This window comes from Dysgonomonadaceae bacterium zrk40, assembly GCA_016916535.1.
GTDB lineage: Bacteria > Bacteroidota > Bacteroidia > Bacteroidales > Dysgonomonadaceae > Proteiniphilum.
The window spans coordinates 2,865,480-2,884,559 of record CP070276.1; the positions used below are offsets into that span (position 1 = coordinate 2,865,480).

Consider the following 19,080-nt stretch of genomic DNA (forward strand, 5'->3'; position numbering starts at 1 on the left):
CCGCCAGGGTTCATTGAAGTCAGCTTTATGCTTTATGCATTCAGCTAATTGCTGACGGCTTATTTGCTTTTCTCCCTGATCTCCACGCGACGAATTTTTCCGCTGATAGTCTTCGGTAGTTCGTCGACAAACTCGATGATTCGGGGGTACTTGTAGGGAGCCGTCACCTGCTTCACATGCTCCTGGATCTCACCGGCAAGCGCATCACCCGCCTGCTTCCTGTAATCGGCAGCAAGCACGATGGTGGCCTTGATCACCTGTCCCCTGATCTCGTCGGGTACACCGGTGATTGCGCATTCTACCACGGCAGGATGGGTCATCACGGCACTTTCCACCTCGAAGGGGCCGATGCGGTAGCCGGAGCTCTTGATCACATCGTCGGTGCGTCCCACGAACCAGTAGTAGCCATCTTCGTCGCGCCAGGCCATATCGCCGGTGCGATAGAGGTGATCCGCATAGACGCTACGCGTGAGTGCCTCATCGCGGTAGTAGCCCATGAAAAGGCCCAGCGGGCGCTGATCGTCCGTGTAGAAGACGATCTCTCCCTGTTCCCCGTCTTCGGCAGATCGACCGTCGTGTGTGATCAGGTCCATCTTATAGAGCGGATTGGGAACACCCATTGATCCCGGTTTGGGTTCCATCCAGGGGAAGGTGATGATGGTGGGAGCGGTTTCGGTCTGTCCGAAGGCCTCCATCATCTTGATGCCGGTCTGCTGGTAAAAGCTCTCGTAGACCGACGGGTTGAGTGCCTCGCCGGCGGTGGTGCAATACTCCAGTGCAGAGAGATCATATTTCGAGAGATCCTCACGGATCAGGAAGCGGAAGATGGTAGGTGGGGCACAGAATGAGGTCACCCGATAGGTGGAGATCATGCGCAGCATCTCCCCCGGGATGAACCGCCCTTCGAAGTCGTAGACGAAGACGGAGGCACCAACGATCCACTGGCCGTAGAGCTTGCCCCATACCGCCTTGGCCCATCCGGTATCGGCAACCGTGAGATGCAGGCTTCCCTCGTGCAGGTTGTGCCAGTACTTCGCCGTGGTGATGTGTGCCAGGGGATAGGTGAAGTCGTGAATCACCATCTTGGGTTGTCCTGTGGTGCCTGAGGTGAAGTAGAGGATCATGATATCCTCGTTGCGGTTCACCGTTGCCGGCCTTACAAAGGGTGCGGCCTCGTTTACGCCACGGTGAAAATCGAGCCATCCGTCGGGGATCTGTTCTCCCACCAGGATGCGGTGTTCTACTGTGCGTGATTGCTCCATGGCCAGGTTCACATGGTTGATCAGGTTCTCATCTTCTGTAGCGATGATTGCCTTGATACCGGCGGCGTTGTTGCGATAGGCGATGTCCTTATCGGTGAGCAGGTGGGTGGCGGGGATGGCTACTGCACCCAGTTTGTGCAGCGCCAGGATGGTCTGCCAGAATTCGATGTTTCGTTTTAGGACCAGCATCACCATGTCTCCCTTGCCGATGCCCAGCGACTGGAGCCAGGAGGCGGTTTGGTCGGATAGCTCTTTCAGTTCACCGAAGGTAAGGTCTCGGTGTGCTCCCTGGTCGTTAGTCCAGCAGAGTGCCCGTTTGTCGGGCTGGGTACGGGCCCACTCGTCGGCCACATCGTAGGCGAAGTTAAACTGCTCCGGGACGATGATCTTATAGTGCTCCATAAAATCCCGGTGGGATGAAAAGGAGGTCTGTTTTACAAATTTTTCAATCATGATAACCTGTTGTCAGTGAGTTGTTTGATCAGGGGTAAAGGATCACGGCGAGGAACTTTACCGGCTTGTCGTTCAGTGCTTTCATGCCATGTGGCAGTGAGGAGTCGAAATAGATGCTGTCCCCCTCGTTCAGAACAAGTTCCTTGTCGTTGATTGTCATGCCCATGCTCCCTTCCAGGATCATGTTGAACTCCTGGCCGGCATGGATGCTCTTGTAGAAATCGGATTCCATCGGTTTGGGTTCGACTGTCACCACGAACACCTCCGCCACGTTGTTTGTGAAACCTGCCGTGAGCGACTGGTACTTGTAGGCCGACACCCGTTCCGCGCTTACGCCTTTGTCCTTGCGTGTGATGAAGTAGGAGTTCATCTTCGGCTCGGTACCGAACATCAGGGTAGCGAGGTCTACGTTGAACTCTCGCTCGACGCGCTGGAGGAAGGAGAGTGAGAAATCGGACTCACCGGTCTCATATTTCAGGTACTCATCTGTCTCAGTCTCCAGTTTGCGGGCCATCTCCTCCGGTGTGAGGTCGAGTGCATCACGCAGTCCTTTGATTCGTTCACCAATCTGCGTCAAATCTGTTGTCATTGTGGTTGGTTTTATGCTGTTTACAATCAGTTAGTTTCTTCATTTAAATGAACAGGAAAAGGCTTAATGCCATAATCCCCATCCCTGCCACCAGTCCGATGATGGAGAGGTGGTGCTTGCCATACTTCTCGGCACTCGGCAGAAGCTCATCGAGCGAGATGTAGATCATCACTCCTGAGACCGCTGCCAGTACGAAAGCGTTGAGCACCGGACTCCAGAAGGGTAACAGGAACAGGTAGGCGATCAGGGCACCCACCGGTTCTGCCAATCCCGAAGTGAAGGAGAGCCAGAATGCTTTTTTTCTGCTGCCGGTAGCGTGGTAAATGGGTACTGCCACAGCGATTCCCTCGGGGATGTTGTGGATGGCAATGGCCGCCGTGATGGGGATGGCCACCTCTAGGGTGGTGAGTGCCGACATGAATGTGGCGATTCCTTCGGGGAAATTGTGGATTGCGATGGTGATTGCGGTGATTACGCCGGTCTGCTTCAGGCGGCTATTGCCTTTCATCTCCTCCACACGGTGCATTTCGTGCGGGTTACTTGATTCGGGTACCAGGAAGTCGATCAGCGCGATTAAGGCGATCCCACCGAAGAAGCCGATGATCAGGTAAAGCATTCCGACTTTCTCACCGTAGTGCGCCGTGAACGACTCCACCGACTGTGGCATCATCTCCATGAAAGAGACGTAAATCATCACACCGGCTGAAAGTCCCAGTGCCAGGCTCAGGAAGTTGGTATTGGTGCGTTTGGCCATGAAGGCTATCAGGCTGCCAATACCGGTGGAGAGACCGGCGAACAGCGTCAGCATAAAGGCAAGAAGAATGGTTTGGTGTTCCATTATGCTACTTTGATAATGGTTTGCATGATTTCTTGGTGGATTTTTCCGTTGGTGGCGACCATCTCTCTACCAAAAAGATAATTTCCTTCGTCGCTGAAATCGCTGCATCGGCCACCGGCACATTGCAGGATAAATGCTCCGGCTGCTACATCCCACGGGGAGAGGCCTGAATGGAAGTATCCATCACTGACACCTGCCGCCACGTAACAGATCTCCAACGCGGCCGATCCCTTGATGCGAAAACTGCAGTGGAGAAATTGTTTCATCGCGTTAGCCAGAATGATCTCCCCTTGTATATCGAGAGAGTAGGGGATCCCGAAGCCGATGTAGGCGTTGGTGAGAGACTCCTGACGGCTCACCTGCAGAGGAGACCCGTTCAGGGTGGCTTCACCCTCACCCGTTGCTACGAAGAGCTGATCGGCCACCGGATCGAACACCACACCCAAGAGGGTCTGCGATTCGCGTATGAGGGCGATGCTCACCGAATAGGGGCTGTCGCCGTGCACGTAGTTGGTGGTGCCATCCAGTGGGTCGATAATCCAGCTGTATTCCCTCTCCTCATAGTGAACGGTTTCTTCTTCCGTGAGGAAGGAGGCTTCGGGCAGGATGAAACTGAGTCCTTCCACCAGCCTTCTTTCCGCTTCCTTATCGATATAGGTGACATAGTTGCGGGTGCCTTTAAGCTCGATCTCCCCTCGCTGGAGGGATTTTTGTTCTGCTTTCAGGTAGGCACCGGTGGTTCGTGCCAGGGCTGATACCTCATCTGCAATTCTCTTTATATTCATGTTGATATCTTTCATCTGCATTTTTTGAAATAAGTGCAATCAGCTACTTATTATTGAACATAGACTCCCACCATCGGTCATCCTCCTTGAGCCATTTTGCAAACCAGGCGTAGATGGCATGGTTCCATGCAATCCGTTTTTGGTAATCATAAATGGCGTGGTTCTCGCCTTCCACCTGGATAAATTCCACCGGCTTGTTCAATAGCTTTAATGCGGTGTACATCTGGATGCTCTCACCGATGGGGACATTGGTGTCGGCGGTGCCGTGCAGCAACAGCAGCGGTGTATTGATCTTGTCGGCGTGGAATAGCGGGCTCTGCTCCACGTAGAGCTGTGGGTTGTTCCAGGGGTAACTGTCGGCGCTGGCACCGGCACTATAGGAGTAACCCCAATAGCCTTCACCCCAGTAGCTGGTGATGTTGCTGATCCCGGCGTGCGACACTGAGGCGGTGAAGAGGTCGGTTTGTGTGATCAGGTACTGTGTCATGAAGCCACCGTAGGAGGCTCCGATGTTGCCGATCTTCGTGCCATCCACGAAGGGATGTGCTTCTGTAAATGCCTTCACGCCTTCAATGATCTCATCGGCTGTTTGCTTGCCCCAAGCGTTCACGTGGCGAGCCGAAAACTCCTGTCCGTAGCCGGTGGTTCCGCTGGGTTGCAGCGTGTAGACCACGTAATCCTGAGCGGCATAGACATGCAGTGGATAGGTGCTTTCAAAGATGCGATTCGTGGGACTGGTACCTCCGTAGTAGTAGACAATTAGCGGGTATTTTTTCTTCGGGTCGAAATGTGGTGGCAGGTAGTAACGTCCCTCGATCTGATCGCCGTAGGAGCTGGTGAAATGCCACTCCTTCACCTCTCCCAGTTGTATTTCGTTGAGCTGTTTGGCATAGGGATCGGCGATGAGGGTCGACTCGAGCGTCTTGAGATTCAGCAGGTAGCTCCTTGCCGAGTTGGAAGTACTGACACCGGTGTAAGTAGCCCAGGGAGCATTCTCTGCGATGTTGAATGAGCGGATCACCTCTTCCCTCAGTGGCAGCTTCTCAAAGTTCGCCTTACGGGGTTGATAACGATAGACATTCACACGGTCTCCCTCTTCCACGCGGTAGTAGATGTTGTTGTCTGTCTTGTTCCACTCCTGGGCACTGATGGTGGGATCGAATTCTTTGGTGACAGGGGTCACCTTTCTGCTTTTAAGATCCATGACAAACGACTGGGTATCATAGCTGTTGGCAATCTGTCCCGGTTTGATGTTCAGTCCGATGCTGTTGAACGCCTCAGGAGCACCATGAATCAGCAACTGTTTTCCATCGGGAGAGAACTGTGCAGAGTAGGCATAACGTTCATCTTCCCAGATGGTATCGGTCGTCATAGTCTCAAGGTCCAATCGGTAGAGCGTGCTGATGCTAAATGGGCGTTGGGTGAGATCCTCATCAGATACCGAAAAAAGCAGATAGCGCATGTCGTTGCTCACATCATTGAGCGATGCAGTTTGTTTGCCGAAAGTAAGCTGCTGGGTGAGCCCCGTATCGAAGAAATAGCGATAGAGGAAATACCGGTCGCGGTAGTGCGACTGCCGGTCGTCGATGCCGATTAGCCGTTTCAGTCCACCGGGGTTGCTGGGGGTGAGACTTTCCTTTGAAGAGTAGAAGAGCGATTGCTCATCTGGAGCAATGAAAAAATTTTCCTTGGGTAGCTTCTCCGCCTTAATCAGCGTCTCCATGGTAAGTGGATTAAGGGTATAGATGGCTCTGCCCTCCTCCGTATCGGCCACGAATGTGAGAAGGTCTGATTTTGGCATCCATCCCAGTTGCGGACGACTCATCGGCTCTGAGAAGATGATTCGTTGTTGCCGGCTGTCGTAAATCTGCGTTTGGGAACGGTTCTCCCCCCCCGGCAATGTCTCACGAAGGGACAAAAGAACGAACCGACCGCTGGGAGATATGGAAGAGCTGTTCACCCGTTTTCCCTCAAGGATATCCTTTATGTCGATTCGTCTGTGAATTTTATGGTTAAAACTGTAGTTCAGCAGCGAATCTTCCTCCTCTGGTTTCAAGTTGATCTTCACCGTGACATCATTGGGATCGTCTGATGTTGCCAGCAGTTTGATCACCACGTGGCTATTGTTTATGAAGCCGTTCAGCGTAGCATCAGCCGCCCCGGCAAGATGTAGGCTGTCATTCCTGTTCTGCTTGGTAGCAATTTTCACGTTATCTATCCAGATTTCCAGCGGGTTGGTAGAGGTGACTGTGAGCTTGCCCTTCCCGTAACGGTCGGCTGACAGGAAGAAGGAGACCAGCTGAAAGGCTTTGCCCTCTTTTGGTTTCGGCAGGGTGAAGAACCCAGCTGTGTTGGGTTGCAGCTTGCCGGTATACTTCTCCGGTGCGGGGAAATTGATGATTGTGGAGAGCAGCAGCTCATCCGAATAAGGTTTGTCACTGAGGTTAACACTGTCAAGCAATACCGGTATTTGTACTTTTACCGGTCCGAAGGTGGAAACTTCTGTCGGGGTGAAGGTGCTTTGTGCCAGGACCGTCACGCCAAGCAAGAGCAGGATTGGGAGAATGGTGGAGAATTGTTTGTTCATATAGTCAGTTTTCAATTTTCAGTTATCAACATATGATCCGCTTACCCATACAAAATATTTGTTAAAGTGCCCCTTCAGATCGAGTGGAGCTTCAAATAGGCCATAAACGGCAGAGCCCGAGCCACTCATGGAGGCATAAAGTGCTCCCGTCTCATAAAGTTTCTTCTTGATCTGAGCGATTTCGGGATGTTTTTTGAAAACCGGCACTTCGAAATCGTTTCTCAGTTGTTCCTTCCATTCGCTTACCGGCAGGGTGATAATCTCCCTAAGCGACAGCTCGGGTTGCCGTGGAGTGATCATTGCATAAGCCTCTGCGGTGGAGACTCCGATATCGGGTTTAACCAGTACCAGTGTAAGATGGCTCAGATCCAGATCAACCGACTCCATTAAATCACCGACACCCGTGGCCAGGGCAGGTCTGTTCCGGATGAAAAAGGGACAGTCTGCTCCTAGACGGGCGGCATAAGATGTCAACTCTGTGTCATTGTAACCCAGTTTAAAAGTTTCGTTAAGCAACTGGAGCATGAAGGCTCCGTCGGAAGAGCCACCCCCCAGTCCCGCGCCAAAGGGGATTTTTTTGAGTAGATGAATCTCAATGAATGGTATTTTTTTCTCCGATGCGATCAGTTTCCAAGCCTTGACCACCAGATTCTCTTCCTCTTTCCCTTGAATAGGGATGCCGGTTTGAAAGAGTTGATACCCGTTTCCCCAGTTCGGCGCTTTGTCTTCATTTTTTTTAATAATCTCCAGGGCGTCTTTCAATACGATTGGATAGAAGACTGTTTCCAGATTGTGGAAGCCATCCTCCCTTCGTGCGATGACATGCAACCCTAGGTTGATCTTTGCGTTGGGAAATCGAATCATAGAGAATTCTTTTGTGCAAAGATAAAGAAAATTCAGAAAGAGCTATAAAACTGTCATCTGTTCTACAGGATGCTTGTCTATAATTTTGAGATTTAAAGGCTGGTTGTACTGCTACAGTTCGAAGGCGGCCCGCACGCCGATCTCCTCAAATCGGATTTTATGTAGGGCAACAAACAACCCTGCGTTGAAGAAACGGTTGCCAATGCCATACCCCAGTTCACTATATGACTTGATCTGAGGTGTATGAAGCTGACTCAGGTAGAGTCGTTCTTTGTCCGCAAAATCGGAGATGAACGGGATGTTTTTAAGGATCAGAAAAGGTGATTCCAACATGATATGACCCTGCAGGTAAGAGTCGGATGCATTGTAGAGACTTCTGCTCAGTAGGTTGAAGTTGCCTCCCAATCCGTCATCCCAGTTCTCTGGAAAATTGTTTTTGGAGAAATAAACAAAATCAGCAAAGTATTCCGTCTCCTGGTTGATAAACTTCCCGGAACCGATGTGATACTGAAAGGAGTGCATCAATCCGAAGTCAATCTTTTGGCTGATGTCCAGTTCAATGCGGTTGTATTGCGAGGTGCTACCCAGTACATCCAAAATGCTTCGTGAAAACTCTACCTTAAAGGTTGGATAATCGGAGCGGGCATAAATCTTCTGCCGTCCTTCAAATCGATAATATTGTTCGGGTGTCCAGCTGACTCTTATAAAAGGGGCAAAGGAGCGCTTTGTGCCGAAGAGGTGACCGATGGGGTCACCGTTGAGCGTCTGCGAACGAAGCATCGTTACGTAGTTTTTACTTCTGCGGATATGGTAATCTACTCCTGTTTGGAGCAGCAGACCGTTGGTGGCTTCGAAGGTGTTGAAGAGTTTGAAATAATAGTCTTTGTAGTAATTGAGTGAAATGTCATCGAAAGAGATTCCCTGATTTTTCAGTTTATCCCTTATCTGATCGACGAAAAGAGAACTGTAGGAGGGATTGCCAATTCCGAGGGAGAAGGTGGCACTACCCAGACGCAATGGTTCGTAATTAAAGGTGGTGGTTAGGTCAGTGAAAAACTCCTTGCGACGAAACATGTAACCTGCATATGCATTGACCTTGATGTTGCGGCTACGTTTCAGATCGGCCAGGAATGAGAACTTCTGTCGGTAGGTGATCCCGTCTCGTGAGCTGTATCCGAGCATCAGCGGGTTGAGTAACCCTGAATATCCGAAGCGTGTCGATTTGTAGTGGTAGCTGGAGTTAACAACCATCCGTTGCGCCATCTGTTGTGCCATTCGGTTGTTACCCAGTGAATCGTTGTTTTTATTCAGATTATCACGGGTGTTTTGCTGCCGACGATAACGATCAATCACATCAACCTCTCTTGCCTGAAGAGGGATGGGACGAATCTTCTCCCAGAAAAGTGAATCGCTGCGAAGTGGTACTGAATCCAGTCGCACCTTATAGGAGTTGCTGATGTTCAGTGATCGTTTGAGTTGCTTGAATTGTCGTAATTCGATTTCCTTGTAGTTGATGCTGGCAAGATGCCTGCCGGCAAGCACATTCCCCAGGTAAGCCGCCGTCTGATAAATGGTGATTGTCACCGGTAAATAGTTGGTTACCCACTCATCACCCATTGTCATTTCGAAAGAGAAATCGGAAAAAATATCCAGTCCTTCTCCCCTGAAAAATATCACTCTCCAGGTGCCTTTCTCCACGATAAAGGATCCTTTCAGCAGTTTCGGGTTATCGTATATGGGGGCAAAATGGATATTGTAATACTCTTTTTCGTTGGATGTGAATGATTGATATAAAGTGTATCGGTAATATTTAGCCGTGCTGAACCGGATGGGCATAAAGAAACTTTCGTCGTTGGTGGTTTCTCCATAAATGTTGATGTTAAGCAGTTCAAAGGGGATAAGGTTAATGTCTTTTTTCTTTGTCAACGTGCCAGTTACATGACGGATGTCCTGCACAAATGTGTTCGGATATTCGTACCGCAGATCACTGATGGTTTCAATTACTGCATCGTCATTGTTGGGGTCGTGTAATACAAAGTTGGGAATCAGGCTCGTATATTTGTAGAGGAAATTCTTCCGAATTGTTTCCACATATGAGCGCACATATACCTCAGCTGTGTAGGTTTCTACCAGCTCGTTGTATTTTTCAGCAGCACTCATTGCCCTGTTCAAAATCGTATCTGTAGGCAGATCAGATCTGAATGCGTAGCAGTTTACAGTAGCAATGAACGGGAACAATATCACTATGAGGATAGCTCTCTTCATTCAGATTGCAAACATACATTATTTTTTTTTCTCCGAAACATAAACCGGTGTTGAGGTCAAAATTTAACAATATTTCCTGCGAAGGATTATTTGTTGAAGGGTACAATCATAAAAAACTTAACTATTTTGGAACATTCAGTAAATAAAATCCGTATATTTGTGTTCTAGAACATAGTTCTATAACACTGGCACCCGTGAAGATAAAAGAAATGAAGGATATTTCCTCGTCGTTGTCTGGTATATGGAGAATGTTAAGCGTGACTGAGCGTGATCAGTTACGCAGCAATGCCCGTATTGTTCAGTTCAAAAAAAATGAACTGATTTATCTGGAAGAGGAGAGTCCGAGAGATCTGATGATACTCTTTAAAGGAAAGGTGAAGATTTTTAAAAGTGGCGTAGGAGGCAGAAGCCAGATCATTCGTATCATACGACCCATTCAGTATTTTGGTTATCGTGCTTATTTTGCAAAGGAATCATACGTCACCGCTGCATCTGCTTTTGAAGCTTGCACCGTATGTATGGTTCCGATGGAACTAATTGAACAGTTCCTGCGCAACAACGGTGAGTTGGCTCTCCATTTTATTCAGATGTTGTCTATAGATCTTGGAATCGCTGATCAGCGGGTTGTGAATTTAACCCAGAAGCATGTACGGGGACGACTTGCAGAATCACTTCTTTTCCTGAAGGAAACATATGGTATAGAGGAAGATGGTGCTACCATTAACATCTATCTGGCCCGGGAGGATTTGGCCAATCTCTCCAACATGACTACCTCCAATGCGATTCGAACTCTCTCCAATTTTGTGAATGAAAGGATTATAAGTATTGATGGCAGGAAAATAAAGATCATTGACGAAGAGAGATTACACAAAATCAGCAGAATTGGTTAATCTGCTTAATTTTCTTAAAGTTTATCCTGCACTGTACCTTATTGGTGACAAGTTATTACCTTTGTGACCCAATTGACTATGAAAGAATGATTCAAAAAATAGCCCGATCAATCATCGCCTCCTATTACAAACCGGTGAAGGAATTTGTGAATGATCCACACGGCACACAGCAACGCATGTTCAATTATTTGTTGGAGCATGGTCGTAGAACGCAATACGGAATAAACCATCATTTCGAACAAGTGAGCAGTGAAGAGACTTTTCGCTCGCTTGTTCCTGTCGCAACCTATGAGTATCTGCGTCCATACCTGGATCGCATCATCGTGGATAAAGAAAAAGATGTACTGTGGGATACACCGGTGAAGTGGTTTGCAATGTCGTCAGGCACCACTGAGGATAAAAGCAAATATATCCCAGTAACCTATGAATCGTTAAAAAAAGGCAACTACCGGGCAGGCTACCACATGTTAGGTATTTATGCACATCATCATCCCGACACCTCTTTTGTACTGGGTAAATCACTGGTACTGGGCGGAAGTCAACAAATAAACCGTATTGGTGATGGAATCTATACCGGTGACATTTCAGCTATTCTGATGAAAAATCTCCCTAGACCTGCCAAACGGCGCAGAACACCAGAGGAGATTGCGTTGCTGCCCGACTGGGAAGAAAAATTGCAGAAACTGACCGATTTCGCTTTGGGTGCTGATATCCGTTCATTCGTAGGAGTACCTTCCTGGATGCTGGTGTTGTTGAAAAAGATAGTAGCCGACAGTGGTCGTTCCATCCCTGATGTTTGGCCTAATCTGGAGGTGTTTTTTCACGGGGGAGTAAGTTTTATCCCCTACCAGGAACAATTTGAAAAACTCATTCCTTCGGCACGGATGCGTTACTGGGAGACCTACAACGCATCTGAAGGTTTCTTTGGGGTGCAATACACTCCTGATTCGAAGGATATGTTGTTGTTACTCGACAATGAGGTTTATTATGAGTTTATTCCCGCAGGTGAATGGGAGAAAGAACATCCTGAAACGGTACCGTTGAGTGGCGTTCAAACTGGGAAGCAATACGCCATGGTAATCTCCACCAGTGGTGGGCTGTGGCGTTATAAAATTGGAGATACCATTGAGTTTACCTCTACCAATCCCTATCTCTTCAGGTTGACCGGCCGTACAAAACAGTTCATCAATGCTTTCGGTGAAGAGTTGATAGTAGACAACGCTGACAGGGCACTTGATGAGGCATGTCGTTTTACCGGTGCCAAGATCACAGAGTACACTGCTGCACCTATCTTTTTCGGGGACAAGAACAATGGTGCGCATGAATGGTTGATTGAGTTTGAGACACCACCGACCAGCCTGCAACTTTTCACAGAGAAGTTTGATGAATGTCTGATGAAGCTCAACTCTGACTACGAGGCAAAGCGTTCCTACAATCTCTCGCTTAATCTTCCTGTGGTAAAAGTCCTGGAAAAAGGAGCGTTCTATGAATGGATGAAACAAAGAGAGAAAGCAGGTGGACAAAATAAAGTGCCGAAACTTTCAAACGACCGCAGACATGTTGATAGCATTCTCCTTTTCACAGCAACGAAATCCTAAAATTGAATAAAATAGCGATTCCCTTTTCGGTAAATAAGAAAGAATGCGTAAATTTGCACGCAAAACCCGACTTGAAACAAGATGAGAATAAAACCATTCTATTTTTTGCTAATCATTTTGGTGTTGAGTTCCTGTAACGAGTACAACAAGATACTGAAGAGTACTGACCGGGATTTGAAATACACCTACGCGAAAAAGTATTTCGAGGAAGGTAAATACAATCGCTCCATTACACTTCTTGAAGAGCTGGTAACCTTTATGAAAGGAACTGCGCAGGCCGAAGAATCGCTTTATCTGTTGGCTCAAAGCCATTACAATTCAAGAGATTATTATTCAGCCACTCAAGTGTTTACCACCTATTATAATACATATCCCAAGGGAGAATATGCCGAGGCTGCACTTTTCTACTCTGCATACGGGATGTACCTCGATTCACCAGACCCGCGACTGGATCAGTCAAAGACCTATATGGCAATCGCCGAGTTTCAGAAATATATTGAACGGTACCCGCAAACCGAACGTGCCGATCAGGCTAAGAACTACCTTTTTGAGTTGCAGGAAAAGCTTGCTTACAAGGAATTATTGGCAGCACAGCTTTATCTCAATTTAGGGAACTACATGGGTAATAATTACGAGTCGGCAGTAATTACAGCGAGGGAAGCAATGAAAAGTTATCCCTATTCCAAGTATCTGGAAGATTACCAGATGACCATCCTTCGTGCCCGATATGAATATGCACAACGCAGTACGCTGCTTGCACAACCGGAGCGCTTTAGATTGGTGGTGGATGAATATTTCAATTACACCAACTCATTTCCCGACGCGAAGTACAAGGATGAAGCCGACCGTTATTACCGGGAGGCACAAGAGAAGATTGAACTGTTACCCGCAGTTTGATGAGTTTTGAAAAAAGAAAAATTAAGATAATAAACAACAATGGATTACAGAAAAATTGCTGCAAGTACCAACACGGAGAGTCGTGATGTGATGAAGATGTCGGAACCGGTAGGCAATGTCTATGAAATGGTTCGCATCATCAGCAAAAGAGCAAATCAGCTCTCAATTGAGATGAAACGCGACCTTGATACCAAGCTTCAGGAATTTGCATCATACAGCGACAACCTGGAAGAGGTGTTTGAAAATCATGAACAGATTGAGATTTCCCGTTTTTATGAAAAGCTTCCCAAACCGTCATTGATGGCGATTGAAGAGTGGAAAGAGGGACAGATCTTTTATCGTAATCCCGCCAAGGAAAAAGAGCTTTTCTAAGGTTATGTTGCAAAGGATACAGACGCTTTTCCTGTTATTGGCAGCAGCAGCAATGCTGACTGCTTCGGTGACACCCTTGGCTACCTTTAGCTACAATGGTGATGAGGTGTTGTTTGAAGCAATGGGTATCTATCTCAACGGCACATTGTCCGACTCTACCTGGGGTCTTTTTGTGGTTGGTGTTGTCAGTACCCTGCTCGCACTGATGACCATCTTTCTTTACAAAAAGAGGATGTTACAGATCAGGCTCTCTATCTTTAATACAGTGGTCATGGTGGGTTTTTACCTCTACTTTGCATTTGTCCTTTATCAGGTTTATCCTGTAGAGAATCTTCAGTTTCAGCGCGTTGGTCTGGGGCTTATCATGCCGGTCATTGCTGTCATTCTGAACATTCTTGCCATCCGTAAAATTGGTGCCGACGAAGCACTGGTGAGATCGCTGAATAGATTAAGGAGATAAGAGATTGATTTATTGAACTGAGGCGATATTCCGGATTGATGGGATATCGCTTTTTTTGTTGTCAATGTTGTTGTGACGATTGTTAGTCTTTCAGTGTGATTATGAGTAATTCAACCCTTTCAACTAAAAAAACATTGTTTGACAGACAAGTGGTTCTATTTCTGATCAGTCAGAATGTGTCGCTGTTTGGCTCTGCAGTGGTTGGCTATGCCATAATCTGGTACATTACCCTCGAAACATCCTCCGGGGTATGGCTGATGCTCACCACCATCTGTTCCATGCTGCCGCAGGTGTTTGTTTCTCTATGGGGCGGGGTGTGGGCCGATCGTTACGACCGCAAGATGTTGATTATGCTCTCAGACGCTTTTATCGCTGTTTCTACGCTTGGTCTGGCAATTGCTTTCTGGTTGGGGTTCACCCGCCTTGAACTATTGCTGGTAGTATCGGTTGTGCGATCTGTTGGTGCAGGGATACAGATGCCGGCTGTGAATGCGATCTATCCGCAGCTGGTACCACAAGAGAATCTCATCCGTGTACAGGGCATCAATCAGTCGCTCAGTTCCGTGTTGATGCTGTTGGCTCCGGCCGTGGGAGGGGTGGTGTTGGGAACGATGGATCTTGCCTGGGCTTTTATGATAGATGTGGTGACCGCATCGGCAGCAATCCTCATTCTTCGTTTAATTGTGGTGAGCAGGATTGAGAGGAGTGAAGAATCTGTATCGCTGTTGGATGAGCTGAAAAAGGGTGTACGATATGCATTCGGAAACCCTCTTCTAAAAGGTATTATTATCTGTTACGGGTTCTCTTTCTTCCTGATCACCCCCGCAGCCGTTCTCACCCCTTTGATGATAGAGCGAAGTTTCGGAGGTGAGGTATGGCGCTTGACAGCCAATGAGATTGTCTGGACCGTTGGCTCTTTTGTAGGGGGGATAGCTGTATCGCTCTACGGCAATATCAAAAATAAGATATTGACCATTGCTATCTGTCTGGTTGCCTTCGGTATCTCTTTCGCCCTGCTGGGACTCGCAGGAAATTTCGTGATCTATCTGTTGGTGATGGGAGTCTCCGGATTCTTCATGCCGATCATCGCCACTGCCGAGACGGTATTCATCCAGGAGATTACGGCACCACAGATGATGGGCAGGGTCTTTTCAATCATTCAGATCATCACCTCGGCAGCAATGCCCTTGGCCATCCTGCTCTTTGGCCCACTGGCCGATGTGGTCTCAGTGGAGACATTGCTTATCATCTCAGGCTTCCTGCTGGCAATCGTGGGGCTTGTTTATCAGCTCACCAGCAGGGGTTCAAAACGACCACTCCTCTGAGGTCCTGGCTTTTTCTACTTCATCATTTGCCGGTACTTTGGTTTTGGTCTGGATAGGCTTTGTAGTGGTGTTTTGTACTCCGGATCCCTTGTAATAGGTGAGCAGCTGGGGCATGATTTCCTGGATGCGGGCGATACGTTTGCTGTCGGTAGGGTGGGTGCTTAGAAATTCAGGCACCTCTGCTCCCCCGCTTTGCGCCATTCTGGTCCAGAATGGGATAGCCACCTGTGGATTGTAACCAGCCATCGCCATGATGATCAACCCGATTTCGTCGGCTTCATATTCCTGCTTGCGGGCATAAGGCATCATCACTCCATACTGTGCACCCAGACCAAAGACGGTGCTGCCCAGTTGCTGCATCGCTTGTGAGTTGCCCAGCAGGCCTCCAGCAATGGCACCTCCATATTGCAGAGCAACCTGCTGGCTGATTCGTTCATTGGAGTGACGGGCGATGACGTGTGCGATCTCATGACCGATTACCACGGCAAGTGCTTCCTCTGTCTGTGTTACAGGTAGTAATCCGGTGTAAATGACCACCTTGCCGCCAGGCATTGCAAAGGCATTCACGCTGTTATCCTTCACCAGATTGAACTCCCATGCATAGTTCTCAAGCTCTGATTGAAAGCCGTTGTTGGTGTAAAAAGTTTCTACCGCTTTGGCAATACGGCTGCCAATGCGACTGACCATCTGTGCATCGGTTGTACCCTTCTCCAGTGGTGCGGATTGCATAAACTCCTGATACTGTTGAAGGCTGAGTGCGATTACTTCGTCGTTAGATACTAGTTGCAATTGACGTCTACCGGTAAAGGGAACACTTCCGCAGGATGACAACAATATTGTCGTCATCAGTAGAAAGAATGAAAATCGCGTTGTTGTAAGTGAATTACTTTGTTTCATTATTATAATTGTTAGGGTATTGGGAACCGTTGTTTGACTTTTCATTTTAATCTGTATCCAGACAAATTTACCATTAATAACAATGGTCTGGATTAAATCTCTACAACAATTAAACAGTTTTCCACAAAAGTAGTTTATCTGCTCTCCATTTTTTGCTTTTGATTTTATACTCAATTTTCTTATCTTTGGACAATTTTTAGTATTCTTTTCACCATCAAATAAGCGTTAGATCCTCCACCTCATTGTGCCGGGGCTCTTATTTCTCATATATATAGAATATGTCTCCTAAAGAAACGAAAGACGACGACATCAAAGACAAACAAGAAGCCATAGAGGCGGCTGATTCCGATTTCACAGGTAAGAGCATGACAAGTGCCAAAATACCGGTGCGACTGGGTGAAGACAGTACGTTGAACCTCTCCAAGATGTACCAGAACTGGTTTTTGGACTATGCGTCTTATGTCATCCTGGAGCGTGCCGTGCCACACATCTCAGATGGACTCAAGCCGGTGCAGCGACGCATCCTCCATGCCATGAAACGGATGGATGACGGACGCTACAACAAGGTAGCAAACATCATTGGAACTACCATGCAGTATCACCCCCACGGTGATGCTTCCATCGGTGATGCTTTGGTACAGTTGGGACAGAAGGATCTGCTCATCGACGCACAGGGTAACTGGGGGAACATACTCACCGGTGACGGAGCTGCTGCCCCCCGATACATCGAAGCACGTCTCACTAAGTTTGCCCTCGAGGTGCTCTTCAATAACAAGACCACCGAGTGGAAGCCTTCTTACGATGGCAGGAACAAGGAACCGGTAACCCTGCCGGCCAAATTCCCCCTTCTGCTGGCGCAGGGGGCGGAAGGAATTGCTGTGGGCCTCTCATCCAAGATATTACCTCACAACTTCAACGAGCTGTGCGATGCTGCCATCGCTTTCCTAGAAGAGAGGACGTTCAAGCTCTATCCCGACTTCCAGACAGGTGGATATATCGATGTTGAGAAGTATAATGACGGTGAGCGTGGCGGATCGGTGAAAGTGAGGGCAACCATCCAGAAGCTTGATAGCAAGACACTGGTCATTAAAGATATCCCTTACGGCAGAACCACTGCCAGTGTGGTTGACTCCATCCTCAAAGCAAATGAAAAAGGGAAGATCAAGATCAAAAAGGTGGATGATATTACTGCGCAGAACGTGGAGATACATGTGCAGCTGGCAGCCGGAGTCTCATCCGACAAGACCATCGATGCACTTTACGCATTCACCGACTGTGAGATCAGTATCTCTCCCAACTGTTGTGTAATTGACGAGGACAAGCCCCACTTTCTGACGGTGAGTGACGTGTTGCGGGTATCTGTCGACAACACCCGTCACAGCCTCCGCAGGGAGCTTGAGATTGAAAAAAGCGAGAAGCAGGAAGCGTTGCTTTTTGCCTCTCTTGAAAAGATATTCATCGAGGAGCGGATCTACAAAGATCGTGAGTTTGAAAACGCGGCCAACATGGAAAAAGCGGTCACTCACATCGACAAACGGCTTGAACCCTTTAAACCCTCCTTCATCCGTGAGATCAACCGTGACGATATCCTGCGATTGATGGAGATCAAGATGGCGCGCATCCTGAAGTTTAACTCTGACAAGTCGAACGAAAACATTGCACGCCTTGCTGACGAGATTGGCGAAATCGATCACAACCTGAACAATCTCACCGACTACACAATAGCCTGGTACCTGATGTTGAAAGAGCGTTACGGGAAAAACTATCCCCGTCGCACCGAGATACGCAGCTTCGAGAACATAGAGGCGGTGAAAGTGGCTGAAGCCAACGAAAAGCTTTATGTCAACCGTGAAGAGGGATTCATCGGTACCGGCATGAAGAAGGATGAGTTCGTATGCAACTGTTCCGACATCGACGATATCATCATCTTCTTCAAGGATGGTAAATATAAGGTGGTGAAAGTTAGCGAGAAGATGTTCGTAGGCAAGAACATACTCTACGCCAATGTTTTCAAGAAGAACGACAAACGTACCATTTACAACGTGGTCTACCGCGACGGCAAGTCCTCACCCCACTATATCAAGCGGTTCCCCGTGACAGGCGTCACCCGTGACAAGGAGTATGACCTGACCAAGGGAACAGCCGGATCGCGCATCGCCTACTTTAGTTCCAATCCCAACGGGGAGGCTGAGACCATCAAGGTGATTCTCAAACCAAAGCCGCGACTGCGCATCCTTCAATTTGAGAAAGATTTCAGTGAGGTTGACATCAAAGGTCGAAACGCAATGGGTAACATCCTCACCAAAGCGGAGATACACCGCATTCAGCTCAAACAGAAAGGTATTTCCACGTTGGGTGGGCGAAAAGTATGGTTCGATCCCGATGTCTATCGCCTCAACTACGAGGGGGGCGGCAATTACCTTGGTGAGTTCCAGGGTGATGACAAAATTCTTGTGGTGACGGAACGGGGTGAATTTCATATCTGCAATTTCGACCTCACCAATCATTTTCCCACAAACATACGACACATTGAGAAGTACGAAGCCAACAAGGTCTGGTCGGCTGCCCTGTTCGATGCAGATCAGGGATTTGCCTACCTGAAAAGGTTCACTTTCGAGGCCTCTGAGAAACCACTCAACTTCATGAGTGACAACCCTGCCTCGCGATTATTTTTACTGACAGATGTGGTATTTCCGAGAGTAAAGGTTATCTTTGGCGGAAACGATGATTACCGGGAGCCACTAGAAATAGAGGTGGAAGAGTTCATCGGTGTGAAGAGCTACAAGGCTAAGGGCAAGCGTCTCTCCAACTACGTGGTGAAGAAGGTGGAGGAGCTGGAACCAACTCGTTTTCCGGAACCTGAGCCTCAGGAGACGATGAAGATTGAGATCGAGGATGAGAATGGTGACACACTTCTCTCTGACGCAGACCTGCGGGACGAGATCACCGGACAGATGAAACTGTTCGATTGATCCAGATCTCCTTTCACCGGTAATGC

The 19,080-nt window shown here is 48.1% G+C and carries 15 protein-coding genes; 7 read left to right on the plus strand and 8 right to left on the minus strand.

All coding sequences use genetic code 11. The annotated features are described in order from the left end of the window. Positions 1-59: 59 nt before the first annotated feature. The 7 genes from JS578_11840 to JS578_11870 form a co-directional block, all read right to left on the minus strand. Complete coding sequence (locus JS578_11840; protein ID QRX63532.1) at positions 60-1,715, minus strand: AMP-binding protein; 1,656 nt, start codon at positions 1,713-1,715, stop codon at positions 60-62. A gap of 28 nt (positions 1,716-1,743) precedes the next feature. Further along, on the minus strand, positions 1,744-2,304 hold the full coding sequence (locus JS578_11845) for a helix-turn-helix transcriptional regulator (GenBank protein QRX63533.1): 561 nt from the start codon (positions 2,302-2,304) through the stop codon (positions 1,744-1,746). Positions 2,305-2,347: 43 nt separating this feature from the next. Beyond that, positions 2,348-3,142, minus strand: coding sequence for a zinc transporter ZupT (gene zupT / locus JS578_11850; GenBank protein ID QRX63534.1), 795 nt, complete (start codon positions 3,140-3,142; stop codon positions 2,348-2,350). Next, on the minus strand, positions 3,142-3,927 hold the full coding sequence (locus JS578_11855; protein QRX63535.1) for an inositol monophosphatase: 786 nt from the start codon (positions 3,925-3,927) through the stop codon (positions 3,142-3,144). Before JS578_11855 ends, zupT begins: the two co-directional genes overlap by 1 nt. 43 nt (positions 3,928-3,970) lie before the next feature. Further along, the gene (locus tag JS578_11860) at positions 3,971-6,514 is read right to left on the minus strand and encodes a S9 family peptidase (protein ID QRX63536.1); all 2,544 of its coding nucleotides are present in this window, start codon (positions 6,512-6,514) and stop codon (positions 3,971-3,973) included. An 18-nt stretch (positions 6,515-6,532) separates the two neighbouring features. Next, on the minus strand, positions 6,533-7,378 hold the full coding sequence (locus tag JS578_11865; protein ID QRX63537.1) for a 4-(cytidine 5'-diphospho)-2-C-methyl-D-erythritol kinase: 846 nt from the start codon (positions 7,376-7,378) through the stop codon (positions 6,533-6,535). A gap of 111 nt (positions 7,379-7,489) precedes the next feature. Beyond that, the gene (locus JS578_11870; GenBank protein QRX63538.1) at positions 7,490-9,538 is read right to left on the minus strand and encodes a hypothetical protein; all 2,049 of its coding nucleotides are present in this window, start codon (positions 9,536-9,538) and stop codon (positions 7,490-7,492) included. 314 nt (positions 9,539-9,852) lie between these two features. On the opposite strand from JS578_11870, the gene JS578_11875 reads away from it, so the two are divergent. The 6 genes from JS578_11875 (at position 9,853) to JS578_11900 (ending at position 15,185) form a co-directional block, all read left to right on the plus strand. Continuing rightward, the gene (locus tag JS578_11875) at positions 9,853-10,533 is read left to right on the plus strand and encodes a Crp/Fnr family transcriptional regulator (GenBank protein QRX63539.1); all 681 of its coding nucleotides are present in this window, start codon (positions 9,853-9,855) and stop codon (positions 10,531-10,533) included. Positions 10,534-10,619: 86 nt separating this feature from the next. Continuing rightward, a complete protein-coding gene (locus JS578_11880; GenBank protein QRX63540.1) occupies positions 10,620-12,131 on the plus strand; it encodes a GH3 auxin-responsive promoter family protein in 1,512 nt (503 codons plus the stop codon). A gap of 81 nt (positions 12,132-12,212) precedes the next feature. After that, positions 12,213-13,028, plus strand: coding sequence for an outer membrane protein assembly factor BamD (bamD, locus tag JS578_11885; protein QRX63541.1), 816 nt, complete (start codon positions 12,213-12,215; stop codon positions 13,026-13,028). A gap of 39 nt (positions 13,029-13,067) precedes the next feature. Further along, positions 13,068-13,400 (plus strand): DNA-directed RNA polymerase subunit omega, encoded by a 333-nt coding sequence (locus JS578_11890; protein QRX63542.1) that lies wholly within the window; start codon positions 13,068-13,070, stop codon positions 13,398-13,400. Positions 13,401-13,404: 4 nt separating this feature from the next. After that, positions 13,405-13,860 (plus strand): DUF4293 domain-containing protein, encoded by a 456-nt coding sequence (locus tag JS578_11895; protein QRX63543.1) that lies wholly within the window; start codon positions 13,405-13,407, stop codon positions 13,858-13,860. 134 nt (positions 13,861-13,994) lie between these two features. Next, complete coding sequence (locus JS578_11900; protein QRX63544.1) at positions 13,995-15,185, plus strand: MFS transporter; 1,191 nt, start codon at positions 13,995-13,997, stop codon at positions 15,183-15,185. Here JS578_11900 and JS578_11905 read toward each other — a convergent pair. After that, on the minus strand, positions 15,165-16,082 hold the full coding sequence (locus JS578_11905; protein QRX63545.1) for a M48 family metallopeptidase: 918 nt from the start codon (positions 16,080-16,082) through the stop codon (positions 15,165-15,167). The genes JS578_11900 and JS578_11905 overlap by 21 nt on opposite strands. 278 nt (positions 16,083-16,360) lie before the next feature. Between JS578_11905 and JS578_11910 the strand changes: the two genes are divergently transcribed. Beyond that, complete coding sequence (locus tag JS578_11910) at positions 16,361-19,054, plus strand: DNA gyrase/topoisomerase IV subunit A (GenBank protein QRX63546.1); 2,694 nt, start codon at positions 16,361-16,363, stop codon at positions 19,052-19,054. The last annotated feature ends 26 nt before the right edge of the window (positions 19,055-19,080 follow it).